General features: G+C 54.6%; 15 protein-coding genes. 10 read left to right on the forward strand and 5 right to left on the reverse strand.

The window, feature by feature from the left end:
- Position 1 precedes the first annotated feature (1 nt).
- From thpR to panD, 9 genes are all read left to right on the forward strand, one after another.
- Complete coding sequence (thpR, locus tag LBW88_RS09675) at positions 2-541, forward strand: RNA 2',3'-cyclic phosphodiesterase (protein WP_224932561.1); 540 nt, start codon at positions 2-4, stop codon at positions 539-541.
- Positions 542-1,258, forward strand: coding sequence for a DNA/RNA nuclease SfsA (sfsA, locus tag LBW88_RS09680; RefSeq protein ID WP_224932533.1), 717 nt, complete (start codon positions 542-544; stop codon positions 1,256-1,258).
- 258 nt (positions 1,259-1,516) lie between these two features.
- Complete coding sequence (gene dksA / locus LBW88_RS09685; protein ID WP_034829547.1) at positions 1,517-1,972, forward strand: RNA polymerase-binding protein DksA; 456 nt, start codon at positions 1,517-1,519, stop codon at positions 1,970-1,972.
- A gap of 70 nt (positions 1,973-2,042) precedes the next feature.
- Positions 2,043-2,978, forward strand: coding sequence for a tRNA glutamyl-Q(34) synthetase GluQRS (gluQRS, locus tag LBW88_RS09690; RefSeq protein ID WP_224932532.1), 936 nt, complete (start codon positions 2,043-2,045; stop codon positions 2,976-2,978).
- 37 nt (positions 2,979-3,015) lie between these two features.
- Positions 3,016-4,431, forward strand: coding sequence for a polynucleotide adenylyltransferase PcnB (gene pcnB / locus LBW88_RS09695; protein ID WP_224932560.1), 1,416 nt, complete (start codon positions 3,016-3,018; stop codon positions 4,429-4,431).
- Positions 4,428-4,913: a 2-amino-4-hydroxy-6-hydroxymethyldihydropteridine diphosphokinase gene (gene folK / locus LBW88_RS09700; RefSeq protein ID WP_224932531.1), complete on the forward strand. Its 486-nt coding sequence runs from the start codon at positions 4,428-4,430 to the stop codon at positions 4,911-4,913. The genes pcnB and folK overlap by 4 nt, the downstream gene beginning before the upstream one ends.
- A gap of 82 nt (positions 4,914-4,995) precedes the next feature.
- On the forward strand, positions 4,996-5,790 hold the full coding sequence (gene panB / locus LBW88_RS09705; RefSeq protein WP_224932530.1) for a 3-methyl-2-oxobutanoate hydroxymethyltransferase: 795 nt from the start codon (positions 4,996-4,998) through the stop codon (positions 5,788-5,790).
- Positions 5,791-5,805: 15 nt separating this feature from the next.
- Positions 5,806-6,660, forward strand: coding sequence for a pantoate--beta-alanine ligase (panC, locus tag LBW88_RS09710; protein ID WP_224932529.1), 855 nt, complete (start codon positions 5,806-5,808; stop codon positions 6,658-6,660).
- 40 nt (positions 6,661-6,700) lie between these two features.
- A complete protein-coding gene (gene panD / locus LBW88_RS09715; protein ID WP_224932528.1) occupies positions 6,701-7,081 on the forward strand; it encodes an aspartate 1-decarboxylase in 381 nt (126 codons plus the stop codon).
- A 38-nt stretch (positions 7,082-7,119) separates the two neighbouring features.
- Here the strand turns inward: panD and LBW88_RS09720 are convergent, their stop codons facing one another.
- From LBW88_RS09720 to hpt, 4 genes are all read right to left on the reverse strand, one after another.
- A complete protein-coding gene (locus LBW88_RS09720) occupies positions 7,120-8,133 on the reverse strand; it encodes an acyltransferase family protein (RefSeq protein ID WP_224932527.1) in 1,014 nt (337 codons plus the stop codon).
- A gap of 389 nt (positions 8,134-8,522) precedes the next feature.
- Positions 8,523-9,293 (reverse strand): ABC transporter permease, encoded by a 771-nt coding sequence (locus LBW88_RS09725; RefSeq protein ID WP_224932526.1) that lies wholly within the window; start codon positions 9,291-9,293, stop codon positions 8,523-8,525.
- The gene (locus LBW88_RS09730) at positions 9,290-10,213 is read right to left on the reverse strand and encodes an ABC transporter ATP-binding protein (RefSeq protein WP_100704625.1); all 924 of its coding nucleotides are present in this window, start codon (positions 10,211-10,213) and stop codon (positions 9,290-9,292) included. The genes LBW88_RS09725 and LBW88_RS09730 overlap by 4 nt, the downstream gene beginning before the upstream one ends.
- A gap of 245 nt (positions 10,214-10,458) precedes the next feature.
- The gene (hpt, locus tag LBW88_RS09735) at positions 10,459-10,995 is read right to left on the reverse strand and encodes a hypoxanthine phosphoribosyltransferase (protein WP_039331277.1); all 537 of its coding nucleotides are present in this window, start codon (positions 10,993-10,995) and stop codon (positions 10,459-10,461) included.
- 166 nt (positions 10,996-11,161) lie between these two features.
- Here hpt and LBW88_RS09740 point away from each other — a divergent pair, with 166 nt between their 5' ends.
- Complete coding sequence (locus tag LBW88_RS09740) at positions 11,162-12,454, forward strand: cystathionine gamma-synthase family protein (RefSeq protein WP_224932525.1); 1,293 nt, start codon at positions 11,162-11,164, stop codon at positions 12,452-12,454.
- Positions 12,455-12,621: 167 nt separating this feature from the next.
- Here LBW88_RS09740 and cueO read toward each other — a convergent pair whose 3' ends face one another.
- On the reverse strand, positions 12,622-14,244 hold the full coding sequence (gene cueO / locus LBW88_RS09745; RefSeq protein ID WP_224932524.1) for a multicopper oxidase CueO: 1,623 nt from the start codon (positions 14,242-14,244) through the stop codon (positions 12,622-12,624).
- Positions 14,245-14,418: the final 174 nt, after the last annotated feature.

The following is a 14,418-nucleotide window of genomic DNA, read 5'->3' on the forward strand; positions in this document are numbered from 1 at the left end:
CATGACCACGCAACGTCTGTTTTTTGCCCTCGAACTGCCCGCTCCGCTCCAGCAACAGCTGGTACAGTGGCGTGCAGATCATTTCAGTGAGGATGATGGAAAACCCGTGGAAGCCGCCAACCTGCATCTGACGTTGGCGTTTCTTGGCGAAGTCAGCAATGAGACCTCGCAAAAGCTGCAGCAGCTCGCCTCGCGCATCACCCAACCAGGCTTTGCCCTCGACCTCGATGACGCCGGACACTGGCCGCGTCCCGGCGTAGTGTGGCTTGGCTGCCAGCGTGCGCCACGCGGTTTGCTGCAGTTAGCGAGTTTGCTGCGTGCCCAGGCAGCACGCCATGGTTGTGCGCAGAGTGCCCAGCCTTTTCATCCGCATATCACTTTGCTGCGCCACGCTACGCAAAAAGTCGCGCTGCCAGCACGAGGATTTCATTGGCGTCATGAGGTCAGTCACTTCGCGCTGTTTTCATCGACCTTTTCCCAGGGCCGTACCCGCTATCGTCGACTGGCCCACTGGCCACTGTTACCCACTTCAGGAGCCTAAATGCTGTTCGATCCTCCGCTGAAACCCGCTCGTCTTATCGTTCGCTATAAGCGCTTTCTTGCCGATGTGGTGACACCGGAAGGCGAGACGCTGACGATTCACTGCGCCAATACCGGCGCGATGACCGGCTGCGCCACGCCAGGCGATACTGTGTGGTACTCCACTTCAGACAGCAACACGCGCAAGTATCCGCACAGCTGGGAATTGACCGAGACCCAACAAGGCCATTGGATCTGCGTGAATACGCTTAGAGCCAATCAACTGGTGCGCGAAGCCTTAACCCTTGACGCCATTCCAGAATTGTCCGCTTACACTCACTGCCAACCCGAAGTAAAATACGGCACGGAAAAAAGCCGAATTGACTTCCTGCTGCAAGCGGAGGGCAGATCAAACTGCTATATTGAAGTCAAGTCCGTCACCCTTTTACAGCAGGGTAAAGGCTTTTTTCCGGATGCGGTGACGGCTCGAGGACAGAAGCATCTGCGCGAACTCAGTGCTATCGCGGCAGAGGGTCATCGAGCTGTTTTGTTGTTCGCCGTTCTGCACACGGGGATTGAGGACGTCTCCCCGGCGCGCCATATCGACGCACACTACGCAGAACTACTGGGACAGGCTCAACGCTGTGGAGTGGAGGTGTTGGCATATCAGGCTCAGATATCACCTGCTCAAATGTTACTCACTCAGCCGGTCGCATTGACGATTAACGCAGAGTTGTAATATTTATAGCAATTTGCTGTGATAGGAATGTTCTGGGCGGTGCGCTAAATACGCTGTTCCTCACAGGCTTGTCAAGGTGCGAATATGAATAATTGCCAACCTTGACTGCTTCTGCTATTTATAGCGGCCTGTTTTTTCCCTGATGGGAATCGATATACCCCTTAATAATTCGCGTTGCTGGCAGTCGGTGGTCATTTTAGCCAATGCACATGCAACCTGAAGTATGACGGGAAGGGCGTGTTATCCAGGAGAAACAACATGCAAGAAGGGCAAAACCGTAAAACATCGTCCCTGAGTATCCTCGCCATCGCTGGTGTGGAGCCGTATCAGGTGAAACCGGGCGAAGAGTATATGAACGACGCCCAACTGAGCCATTTCCGCAAGATTCTGGAAGCCTGGCGCAACCAACTTCGGGATGAAGTAGACCGCACTGTGTCGCATATGCAGGACGAAGCTGCTAACTTCCCGGATCCGGTAGACCGTGCCGCGCAGGAAGAAGAGTTCAGCCTGGAATTACGTAACCGCGATCGTGAGCGTAAATTGATCAAGAAGATCGAGAAGACGCTGAAGAAAGTGGATGACGACGATTTCGGCTACTGTGATTCCTGTGGTGTAGAAATTGGTATTCGCCGCCTTGAAGCGCGTCCGACTGCCGACCTCTGCATCGACTGCAAAACGCTGGCTGAAATCCGCGAGAAGCAGATGGCAGGCTAATGGCCGTGAGCAGACTGTCACCGCACTGCCGGGAAAACCACTGTTTTCCCGACGTGCGGTGCACCTCAAAATGAACTCTTCAACTTCTCCCTGCGTCGGGCGTTTCGCTCCCTCTCCTTCTGGTGACCTGCATTTTGGTTCACTGATTGCCGCTTTAGGCAGCTACCTGAGCGCACGTGCGCAACAGGGCCGCTGGCTGGTGCGTATTGAAGATATCGATCCGCCACGAGAAGTCCCTGGCGCGGCCACACGCATCTTAAAGCAGCTGGAGCATTATGGCCTGCAATGGGATGGTGACGTGTTATGGCAATCGCAGCGTCATGAGGCTTACCGGGAAGCGCTGAGCTGGCTGCAACAGCATCGTCAAAGCTACTTTTGCACCTGCACGCGCAGCCGTATTCAGCAGCTCGGGGGGTTCTACGACGGTCACTGTCGGGAATTACATCTCCCCGCAGAGAACGCCGCGCTGCGCCTGCGTCAGCATACGCCGGTTTATGGCTTTGACGATGACCTGCGCGGCCACTTAGCCGCCGAGCGATCGCTGGCGGAAGAAGATTTTATTATCCATCGTCGGGATGGTTTGTTTGCTTATAACCTGGCGGTGGTGGTGGATGACCATTTTCAGGGTGTGACGGAAATCGTACGTGGGGCAGACTTGATCGCGCCCACGGTGCGTCAAATTGCGCTCTACCACCAGTTCGAGTGGCCAGTGCCGGCTTATCTGCATCTGCCGCTGGCAATAAATGATGATGGCAATAAGCTATCAAAACAGAATCATGCGCCCGCTTTACCCGCGGGAGATGTACGCCCATCGTTAGTGCACGCGTTACGTTTGCTGGGGCAACCGGTTTGGGAAGGTTGGCAAGATGCCACAACGGAGCAACTGCTGGAGAAAGCAGTGGCCCAGTGGAGTATCCAACTGATACCACAACAGAACGCGCGAATAACGGATGAGGCGACATCGCCATTCCTAAATGGTTCGCAACAGGCTATGATTAGCCGCTGATTTATTAACACCCTTTTTATCACTGTCGAGGTGTCCCATTTTTACCCGAGTCGCTAATTTTTGCCGGAGAGTCCTCAAGCGTGACGAGGAGGCGCCTGAAGAGGTGGAAACTGAAAGTCTGATGACCGTCATTCCCCGTGAAAGCCATAACATCTCACGCAAAGATATCAGCGAAAACGCCCTTAAAGTGCTGTATCGCCTGAATAAAGCCGGATTCGAAGCTTACCTGGTAGGCGGCGGCGTACGCGATTTGCTGCTGGGTAAGAAGCCAAAAGACTTTGATATCACCACCAACGCCACGCCTGAGCAGATGCGCAAGTTGTTCCGCAACTGCCGCCTCGTGGGTCGTCGTTTCCGTCTGGCGCATGTGATGTTCGGTCCGGAAGTGATCGAAGTCGCCACTTTCCGTGGTCACCACCAGGAAGAGGCTGAAGACGATCGCAACAGTTCACAGCGCGGTCAGAACGGCATGCTGCTGCGTGATAACATTTTTGGCAACATCGAAGATGATGCCCAGCGCCGCGATCTCACCATCAACAGCCTGTATTACAGCGTGGCGGATTTCTCGGTGCGTGACTACGTCGGCGGTTTGCAGGATTTGGAAGACGGCGTCATCCGTCTGATTGGCGATCCGGAAACCCGTTACCGCGAAGATCCGGTGCGTATGCTGCGCGTGGTGCGTTTTGCTGCCAAGCTGGAGATGCGCATTGCCGCGGAAACTGCCGAGCCGATTCCGCGCCTGGCTACGCTGCTAAATGATATTCCGCCTGCGCGTCTGTTTGAAGAATCCCTTAAGCTACTGCAAGCCGGTTACGGATTCCGTACCTATCAGATGATGCGCGAGTATCATCTGTTCCAGCCGTTGTTCCCTACCCTGACGCGTGGCTTTACTGCCGAGAGCGACAGCCTGATGGAGAAAATGCTGGCACAGGTGCTGAAGAACACCGACAACCGCATTCTGAACGATATGCGCGTCAATCCGGCCTTTCTGTTTGCCGCGATGTTCTGGTATCCGCAGCTGGAATCGGCCCAACGCATCGCGCAGGAAAGCGGACTGACCTATTACGATGCCTTTGCGCTGTCGATGAACGAAACGCTGGATGAAGCCTGCCGCGCGCTGGCGATTCCTAAGCGTATCACCACTCTGATTCGCGATATCTGGCAGCTACAGTTGCGCATGTCACGTCGTCATGGCAAACGCGCATGGAAGCTGATGGAGCATCCTAAATTCCGTGCCGCTTATGATCTGCTGGCGCTGCGTGCCGATGTGGAAAACAACCGCGAACTGCAAAGCCTGACCCATTGGTGGGGCGAGTTCCAGGCTGCGGCTCCGGTTGAGCAGAAAACCATGATGAACACGCTGGGCGACGATCCGGTGGTACCGCGCCGTAAACCGCGTCGTCCGCGCCGCCGTCCAACCGGCCCGCGCCGCGATACCAACAGCGCATCATGATTCGCGTTTACCTCGCACTAGGCAGTAATCTGGCCGATCCGCTGCATCAGGTTGATGCAGCGCTGGCCGCGATTGATGCGATACCGCGCACCTCGCGCGTCGCCACCTCTTCGCTTTATCGCACGCCACCCTATGGCCCGGCAGACCAGCCTGATTACCTGAACGCGGTAGTCGCGCTGGATACCACGCTGGAAGCGGAAGCCCTGCTCGATCATACGCAACGTATCGAGTTGGAGCATGGCCGTGTGCGCAAAGCCGAGCGCTGGGGACCGCGCACCCTTGATATCGACATCATGCTGTTTGGTCAGCAGACGATCCACACCCCACGTCTCACCGTACCGCACTACGATATGCACAACCGCGCGTTTATGCTGGTGCCGCTGTTAGAGATCGCGCCCGGCCTGCGTCTGCCGAATGGCCAGCCTTTAACTGGCATCCTCGCCACGCTCGATCGCAGCACCATCCGCTTGTGGTCTGAGTAGGCGGCAATAATCGCACTACGGTCGTATCGCCTTTTCAATCAATCCAGTACACTGCGCGCATCAGAAAACTCTGGAGTGTACGATGAAACCGACAACCATCACCCATCTACGCCAGCTCAAAGCCAGTGGCCGCAAATTTGCCACCCTGACGGCCTACGACTTTAGCTTTGCCCGCCTGTTTGCTGATGAAGGCATTCAGGTGATGCTGATTGGCGACTCCCTTGGCATGACCGTGCAAGGCCATGAATCCACATTACCTGTCACCGTGGCGGATATCGCTTATCACACCGCTGCCGTGCGCCGTGGCGCGCCGAATGCGCTGGTGATGGCCGACCTGCCGTTTATGAGTTACGCCACGCCGCAGCAAACCTTCGATAACGCCGCTCAACTGATGCGCGCCGGTGCCAACATGGTGAAGCTGGAAGGCGGTGAATGGCTGGCAGACACCGTGCGTATGCTCACCGAGCGCGCCGTGCCGGTCTGTGGTCATCTTGGCCTGACGCCGCAGTCAGTGAACATCTTGGGTGGCTACAAGGTTCAGGGCCGCGATGAAGCGGGTGCAGAGCGCCTGTTAGCCGATGCGCTGGCGCTGGAAGCCGCCGGGGCGCAACTGATGGTGCTGGAGTGCGTGCCGGTGGCGCTGGCAGAGCGCATCACCAAAGCATTGCACATTCCGGTGATCGGCATTGGTGCCGGTAACGTCACCGACGGACAGATTCTGGTGATGCACGATGCCTTTGGCATTACCGGCGGTCATATTCCCAAATTTGCCAAAAATTTCCTCGCGGAAACCGGCGACATTCGCGCGGCAATTCGCCAGTATATTGCCGACGTTGAGGCGGGCATTTATCCTGCCGCCGAACACAGTTTCCAGTAAATCAGGAGAGTTGCAGTGCTGATTATTGAATCGCTGCCGATGTTGCGCCGGGAAATTCATCGCTGGCGGCAGGAAGGCAAACGTATCGCGCTGGTGCCGACCATGGGCAACCTGCATGACGGCCACCTGACATTGGTGGAAGAAGCGCGCGAGCGGGCCGATATTGTGGTGGCCTCGATTTTCGTCAACCCGATGCAGTTTGAACGCGCCGATGACCTCGCGCGCTATCCTCGCACCTTGCAGGACGATTGCGAGAAACTCAATCGTCATAGCGTCGATGTGGTATTTGCCCCTGCGCCGGCGGATGTTTATCCCAAAGGCCTGGATAGCCAAACCTTCGTTGAAGTCCCGGGGTTATCGTCCCTGCTGGAAGGTGCCAGCCGTCCTGGTCACTTCCGTGGCGTTTCCACTATCGTGAGCAAACTGTTCAATCTGGTGCAGCCCGATATTGCCTGCTTTGGCGAGAAGGATTTCCAGCAGTTAGCCATTATCCGCAAGATGGTGGCTGATATGGGCTTCGATATCGAGATTGTCGGCGTACCAACCGTACGCGCGAAAGATGGTTTGGCGTTGAGTTCACGTAACGGTTATCTCACCAGCGAAGAGCGCGCGATCGCTGCGGGTCTGAGCCAGGTGATGAACAGCATGGCCGAGCGTCTGAACAACGGCGAACGCCATGTCGAAGAGATTATCGAAACGGCCGAGGCCGCATTGCGTGAGAAAGGCTTCCGCCCTGATGGCCTGGCCATTTGCGATGCCGACAATCTGCAGCCGCTGACGGTAGATAGCCAGCGCGCCGTGATTCTGATGGCCGCCTGGTTGGGCAATGCGCGCCTGATCGATAATCAGCAAGTGGATCTGACGGAGTAACCTCCGTCGTTTAATCGCAGCTTAATAAGGTTATCCCGTTATGATTCGTACCGTACTTCAGGGCAAACTGCACCGCGTGAAAGTCACTCAGGCAGATCTGCACTACGAAGGTTCCTGCGCCATCGATCAGGATTTTCTTGATGCATCCGGCATTCTGCAATACGAAGCCATCGACATCTACAACGTCACCAATGGTCAGCGTTTCTCTACCTACGCGATTGCCGCTGAGCGTGGCTCGAAGATCATCTCCGTCAACGGTGCCGCCGCCCGTTGTGCCTGTGAAGGTGACATCATGATTATCTGCTCATACGTGCAGGTGGAAGATGCAGTGGCACGCAGCTGGCAGCCGAAAGTCGCCTATTTCGAAGGTGACAACGAGATGAAACGCATCGCTAAGGCGCTGCCGGTTCAGGTTGCCTGATCAAAACGGAACCTCTGCTCAGAGGTTCCGCCCTTCTCTTACACCGGTTTTGCCACCTTCACACGCGGCTGCGTCTTCAGGGTAAACAGGAAATTGAACCAGCCACGCTGGCGTAACAAGCACAGCGTCCACGGCAGGATCATTGCCGCAGCGAAAGCCAGCACAAACAACAGATCATGTATCCATGGCGAAGGCGTCTGCAGCTTCACAATCTTGCTGAAGAATTGAATCACCAGATAATGCGACAGGTAGAAGACGATGGAATTCACCCCAACGTAGTGCACCAGTCGTGAGTTCACCTTCAGTGATATCCAGACAAACAGCGGGATAGACAACAGCGCCAGCGCGGCCAGCAGCACATGTGACGGCGGATGTGCAGTCAGCAGATTCAGGCACAGGAAAAGAATGACACTTGCCAGTGAGAGCAGCACCAATAGCGAATTCTCTGCCAGCTTGGGAATATCATATTGCCTGCGCGCTAACTGATCGCCGACGTAGAAGAAAATAAACAGATTAATCGATTTATTGATATGCGCATTATCGAAGCTGGCAAACATGCCATCGGCGCTCAGCTCGGGCAGGAAATAACTGAGTAATAAACACCCTGGAATCACCAGCCAAAACGGTAATTGACGAACAAAAATGATAGCCAGGAAGAAGAAGAACAATGAATGCAAAAACCAGGTTATATCGCCGCCGCCACTCAGATGCATGGCAATAACATGCAATGGCGATTGCGGATTATTTGCCATCGAGCTGAATAATATTTTCAATCCACCGTACACCAACACCCAGACGGCAAAGGGATATAAGATGGTCTGAATTTTATTATGAATAAACGGACCCAGTCCTTTGCGTAATCCGGCATCAACAAACAATCCCGAAACAAAGAACACCAGACCAAGAAAGACCGGTATCAACAACGGATCCAGCGTTAACACCAGCGGAGCGAAGTGTCCGACGTTACCATTCACCGCAATAACGCAGTGCAGCAGAATAACGACAAGTACACCAATACCTCGCAGATTATCCACCCACGTTAAACGATTCATGTTAATTGCCCTGTTTAAAAATATAAGTGTCCGATCCGCCACGCGCATGGCGTCGCGAAGGAAGTTGAACTCGCTTTATGATAAAGACGTGATCTATTAGCGAATGAATATTCCAATGACTGACACTTAATAACAAGTTCAAAAAACTGGACAAAAACTTACAAATTCTTAGCAGAATATAAATCAATAACTTACGGCATCGATAAGCGCCGATTATCAGAATAATTTCAAATTATCGCAAAATGGAATAACTCATGACTGACAGTTACTGACTGTTTCATTTTTGATATTTAATTGGTCTTAATAGCTCGGGGAATTATCTTACAAAAGAGAGGAGATAAAGAGGCAGAAATAACAATGCAGCCGAAGCTGCATTGTTAAAAAGTCTATCAGGTACGTAATCCGCGACCGCGCTGAATCAGCGCATAGACCAGCACGTAAAACACCACGATAAAGCCAATCAACACTGACAAGGTCAGTGCCAGCGGCACATCACTGATGCCAAGAAAACCGTAGCGGAAGCCGCTGATCATATACACCACCGGGTTCAGCTTTGACACCGCCTGCCAGAACGGCGGCAACAGCGTCAGTGAGTAAAACACGCCGCCCAGATAAGTTAATGGCGTCAGCACGAAGGTCGGAATCAAGCTGATGTCATCAAAGGTACGTGCGAATACCGCATTCAGCAGCCCCGCCAGCGAGAAAAGAATCGCCGTTAGCAGCAGCGTCAGGGCCACCATTGACCAGGAGTGCACGTGGAACGGCACGAAGAACAGCGAAATCGCGGTCACCAGAATGCCGACACATACACCGCGCGCCACGCCACCGCCGACATAACCGGCAATGATGATGTGCGTCGGTACGGGTGCCACCAGCAACTCTTCGATGTTGCGCTGGAATTTAGCGCTGAAGAATGATGATGCCACGTTGGCGTAGGCGTTGGTGATCACCGCCATCATGATCAATCCAGGCACGATGAACTGCATGTAGCTAAAGCCGTGCATATCGCCGATGCGTGAACCAATCAGGTTGCCGAAGATAATGAAATAGAGCGTCATGGTGATCACCGGTGGCACCAGCGTCTGAATCCAGATGCGAGCGAAACGGTTGATCTCCTTGGCCCAGATACTCTTGAGCGCTACCCAGTATAAATGTGTCATGCTTTCACTCCTTTACCCTGGGTCAGGCTGACGAACAGCTCTTCAAGGCGGTTCGCTTTGTTACGCATACTCAGCACCTGCACACCCTGCGAACTTAACTGGCTAAATACACTGTTCAGGCCCTGCTCGCGCATCACTTCCACTTCCAGCGTTGAAGTATCCACCAGACGATACTGGAAACCTTCCAGCTGCGGCAGCGGGCTGCGCGGCGCCAAATCGAGGATGAAGGTTTCCGATTGCAGCTTCGACAGCAGGCCTTTCATCGAGGTGTTTTCCACCAGCTCACCGCTCTGGATAATGCCGATATTGCGGCACAGCATTTCAGCTTCTTCCAGATAATGGGTGGTGAGAATAATGGTGGTGCCTTTGATGTTGAGATCTTTCAGGAAGGTCCACATTGAGCGACGCAGTTCGATATCCACGCCGGCGGTGGGTTCATCCAGAATCAGTAGTTTCGGCTCGTGCATCAGCGCGCGGGCAATCATCAAACGGCGTTTCATGCCGCCTGAGAGCATGCGGGCACGCTCGTTGCGTTTACCCCACAGATCGAGCTGGTTGAGGTACTTCTCGGCGCGCTTGTTGGCTTCAGCCCGCTCCACACCGTAGTAACCGGCCTGATTGACCACAATCTGCATCACGGTTTCAAACGGGTTAAAGTTGAATTCCTGCGGCACCAACCCAAGCTGGCGTTTCGCATTGACCACATCCTTTGACAGGTCATAGCCGAACACGCGCACACTGCCGCCGGATTTATTCACCAGCGAACTGATAATGCCGATAGTGGTGGATTTGCCCGCGCCATTTGGCCCGAGCAGCGCGTAAAAATCGCCAGCCTCTACGTTGAGGTCAAGCTTCTTCAGCGCCTGAACGCCGCCGGGATAGGTTTTGGTGAGCCCGGAAATTTCCAGTGCATAAGTCATTGCGAATCCATACCCTGTTGTAGTGACATCAAAGCCCTATGAAATGATAGTGCGCTCACGCCGAGCATGCGGGGTTATTCAGAGATAACGAGTGAAAAATCAAAGATGAAGCGCTGAGCGATAACCCGCGACACTTTACCACTCTGCATGCGGCAGGGGAACGCGAGCGCAGCCCGTAAGTCATTGACTCGCGGGCTGCGCATCTTATCGCAGGCTGAAGGGATTAGCCTTGGAAGATTGTGCGGTTATTCACCGGTCGGGATAACTTTGCCGATATACGGCAGATGACGATAGCGTTGCGCGTAATCGATACCAAAGCCCACCACGAATTCATCAGGGATGGTAAAGCCGACATACTCCACGGTGACCTCCACTTCGCGGCGCTCTGGTTTATCCAACAGAGTGCAGATCGCCAGTGATTTTGGCTCACGCAGGCGCAGGATTTCACGCACTTTGCTTAGGGTGTTACCGGAGTCGATGATGTCTTCCACGATCAGCACATCTTTACCGCGAATATCTTCGTCGAGATCTTTGAGGATTTTCACGTCGCGGGTCGATGACATGCCGCTGCCGTAGCTGGAGGCCGTCATAAAGTCGACTTCATGCGGCACGTCGATGGCGCGGCAGAGATCGGCCATAAACATAAAGGAGCCGCGCAGCAGACCTACCAACACCATTTCGCTGCCGCTGCTACGGTAGTGTTCGCTAATCTGCTTGCCCAGTTCGGCAATACGGGTTGCGATCTCCTGCTCAGAGATCATCACGTCGACGGTGTGTTTCATTGCATTCGCCTGGTTAAGGTTTTTCAGAAAGCCACGAAGTCTATCATAGTCGAACCAACCTCTAACGCGGCGCACAGAACGCAAACGATACCGTGGCAAAATTTATTGCGCTGTCCTTAACTACAGGAATCGTTCCCCCCTCTTACCGGTGACCTCTGGAGATCCTATGACCGCTTCATCCAGTAAAAAAACACAGATAGGCACACACGATCTGCATCCGGAAACGCAAATGCTTAACTACGGTTACGATCCGCGGCTGTCAGAAGGCGCGGTCAAACCGCCGGTGTTTCTCACCTCGACCTTTGTGTTTAACAGTGCCGAAGAGGGACAAGATTTCTTTGATTTCGTCGCCGGGCGTAAACAGCCGCCAGAGGGGAAAAGCGGCGGGCTGGTCTATTCACGCTTTAACCATCCTAATAGCGAGATTGTTGAAGATCGGCTGGCCATCTATGAACAGGCGGAAAGCGCCGCGCTGTTCTCATCTGGCATGTCGGCAATTGCCACCACTCTGCTGGCGTTTGCACGCCCCGGAGAGGTGATTCTGCACTCGCAGCCGCTGTATGGCGGCACTGAGACGCTGTTGAGCAAAACGCTGCACGATTTAGAGATTAAAGCCGTGGGCTTTAGCGATGGCACCGATGAAGACAAGGTGTATGAAGCGGCTAAACTGGCGTGGCAGCGAGGTCGTGTGGCGCTGATTCTGATTGAGACGCCAGCCAATCCAACCAACAGCCTGGTGGATATTCAGTTGATGAAGCAGGTGGCGGACGTGATCACGCAGCAGCAAGGTTCGCGTCCGATTCTCGCCTGCGACAACACGCTACTCGGCCCGCTGTTTCAACGCCCTTTGCAGCACGGTGCGGACTTGTCGCTTTACTCGCTCACCAAATATGTCGGCGGCCATTCGGATCTGATTGCGGGTGCCGTGCTGGGCAGTAAAGCGCTGGTGAGCAAGGTGCGTTCGCTGCGCAGTGCCATCGGTACTCAGCTTGATCCGCACTCCAGCTGGATGATTGGCCGCTCGCTGGAAACGTTGTCATTGAGAATGGAGAAAGCCGCCAGCAATGCGGAAAAAGTCGCCGCGTTTTTGCGCGATAGCCCGCAGGTGGAAAAACTGCACTGGCTGCCCTATCTCGATGCCAACAGCTCGGCGGGAGAAACCTATCAACGGCAATGCAGCGGCGCAGGGTCCACCTTCTCGTTCGATATCAAAGGCGGCCAACCGGCCGCATTTCGTTTTCTCAATGCCCTGGGGCTATTCAAGCTCGCCGTGAGTCTCGGCGGCACCGAATCACTCGCCAGCCATCCAGGCAGCACCACCCATTCCGGCGTGCCGCAGGAGGTACGCCAGCGTATCGGCATTACCGATGCCACGGTACGTTTATCGATTGGTATTGAGCATGCTGATGATTTGATTGAGGATATCCGGCTGGCACTGGAAGCGGCGCTGTCAACGTAGAGAGTGCCGCCGAATCGACTGACTACAAAAGTGTTACCTATGGGATCGGTTTGATCTGTTAACCCTGTGCCCAGTTGTACCTTCATGCGGCACCCTACACCCTCAGCGCCTGTAGGGTCGCCATTAATGGCGACCGAGCGGAGTCGCCATCAGGTAAAAGAGAGCGATTAACTGACCGTAAAGCCCAGCATCATGCCGGTATCTTCATGCTCCAGCAGATGGCAATGCGCCATGTAGGCGTTATCGGCATTGGCAACGTAGTTAAAGCGCACCAGCACTTCACTGCGCCAGCCGTTCACGCTGACCATGTCTTTCCAGCCTGCACGATGAGGCGCTGGCGGCTTGCCGTTTTCTGACAGAATGCGGAACTGGGTGCCATGGATGTGGAACGGATGCAGCATGGCATCGCCTTCACCGGAAATGGTCCATTTTTCCACTTTACCGAGTTCGGCGTTAAACATCGGCTTGGTCATATTAAACGCCTGACCGTTGATTTTATTGCCGTTGTGGAAATCATAAGCCGCCGTTTTTGCGTGATCCATCGGCATACTGCCATGGTCCATCTTCATGGCGCCGCCGCTCATGTCCATGTTGCCATGGTCCATCTGCATGGCCCCGCCTTTCGTATCCATGCTGCCGTGATCCATTTTCATTCCGGCCATGGCTTTATGACCGTAGCGATCCATCAGCGCCTGCATGCCTTGTTGATCCAACTGCGGATCCATCATCAGCTGCAGCCAGCGGCTTTGCACGCCTTCCACTGACGGCAGCGGCGGCAGCTCCACCAGCTTATCCGGCATGGAACCGCTCGCCATCACGCGCAGCGGCAGAATTTGCACCAGCGGCAGCGGCTGATCAAAGGGTGCCAGCGTCATGCCCATCTGCGTTACAGGCAGCGTCACCATGTCGAAGGTTTTGCCGTCTGAGGTGTCAATCATCACTTCGAAACGCTCGCCCGGCAGCAGCGGCAGGCTCTCCACTTTCACCGGTTCTGCCAGTAAACCGCCATCACTGGCAATCACGTACATTGGTCGCTTATCGCTGGTGGCGATATCCAGCGAACGGGCATTACAGCCGTTAAGCAGACGCAGGCGCAGCCAGCCGCGCGGCACCGCCTGTTGTGGATACTGCACGCCGTTGGTTAACATCATGTCACCAAACCAGCCCACCGCCGCGCGCATAATGTCGAGTTGATAATCGATTTTGGAACCGTCTTTGGTCAGCTGTTTATCCTGGAAAATCAGCGGCACATCATCTTCGCCCCACTGCATCGGCAGACGCAATTTGCCGGAATCTTCGTCCTCCAGCAGTACTAATCCCGCCAGCCCCTGCGCCACCTGATAGCCGGTTTTCCCGTGCAGATGTGGATGGAACCAGCAGGTGGCAGCCGGTTGATCGGGCGTAAAGGTCACCTGACGTGAGCCACCAGGTGCAATCATCGCCTGCGGCCCGCCATCGACATCGCCGGGGATTTCCAGCCCATGCCAGTGCAATGTCGTCGCTTCCGCCAGCCGATTATGGATATTCACTGTGACCGCTTTCTCGCGCGGCAGGCGCAGCGCCGGGCCGAGCAGGCTGCCGTTATAGCCCCATGTCGGGACGGATTTTCCGTTCCATTGGCTGGTGCCACTCATCGCGGTGAGCGTGTATTGTCCGCGTGCATCGGGCTGCAAAATAGAGGGAATCGGTAATAGCGGACGCGTAGCCGCCATAAGCGAACGGCTCCACAGTGGCAGAGCGCCTGCCGCGCTGAGTGCGGCAGTCAATTTTAGAAAATGACGACGTTGCATATGCTTATCCTTGTCGTGAATATGGGCACAGCGTAAACCTTTACCCTGCAGGAGGGTCAAGCCCTGAAACAGAATGCACTGATAAAAAGCGCGGGAATCGCCCGTTTGGGCAAATTTAGCGGAATCCCTGCAATAACTGTGCTAACGTCAATTCATTGCCCCTTGTTGAGAATG

It is taken from the genome of Pantoea sp. alder81 (assembly GCF_020179835.1).
Taxonomy (GTDB): domain Bacteria; phylum Pseudomonadota; class Gammaproteobacteria; order Enterobacterales; family Enterobacteriaceae; genus Pantoea.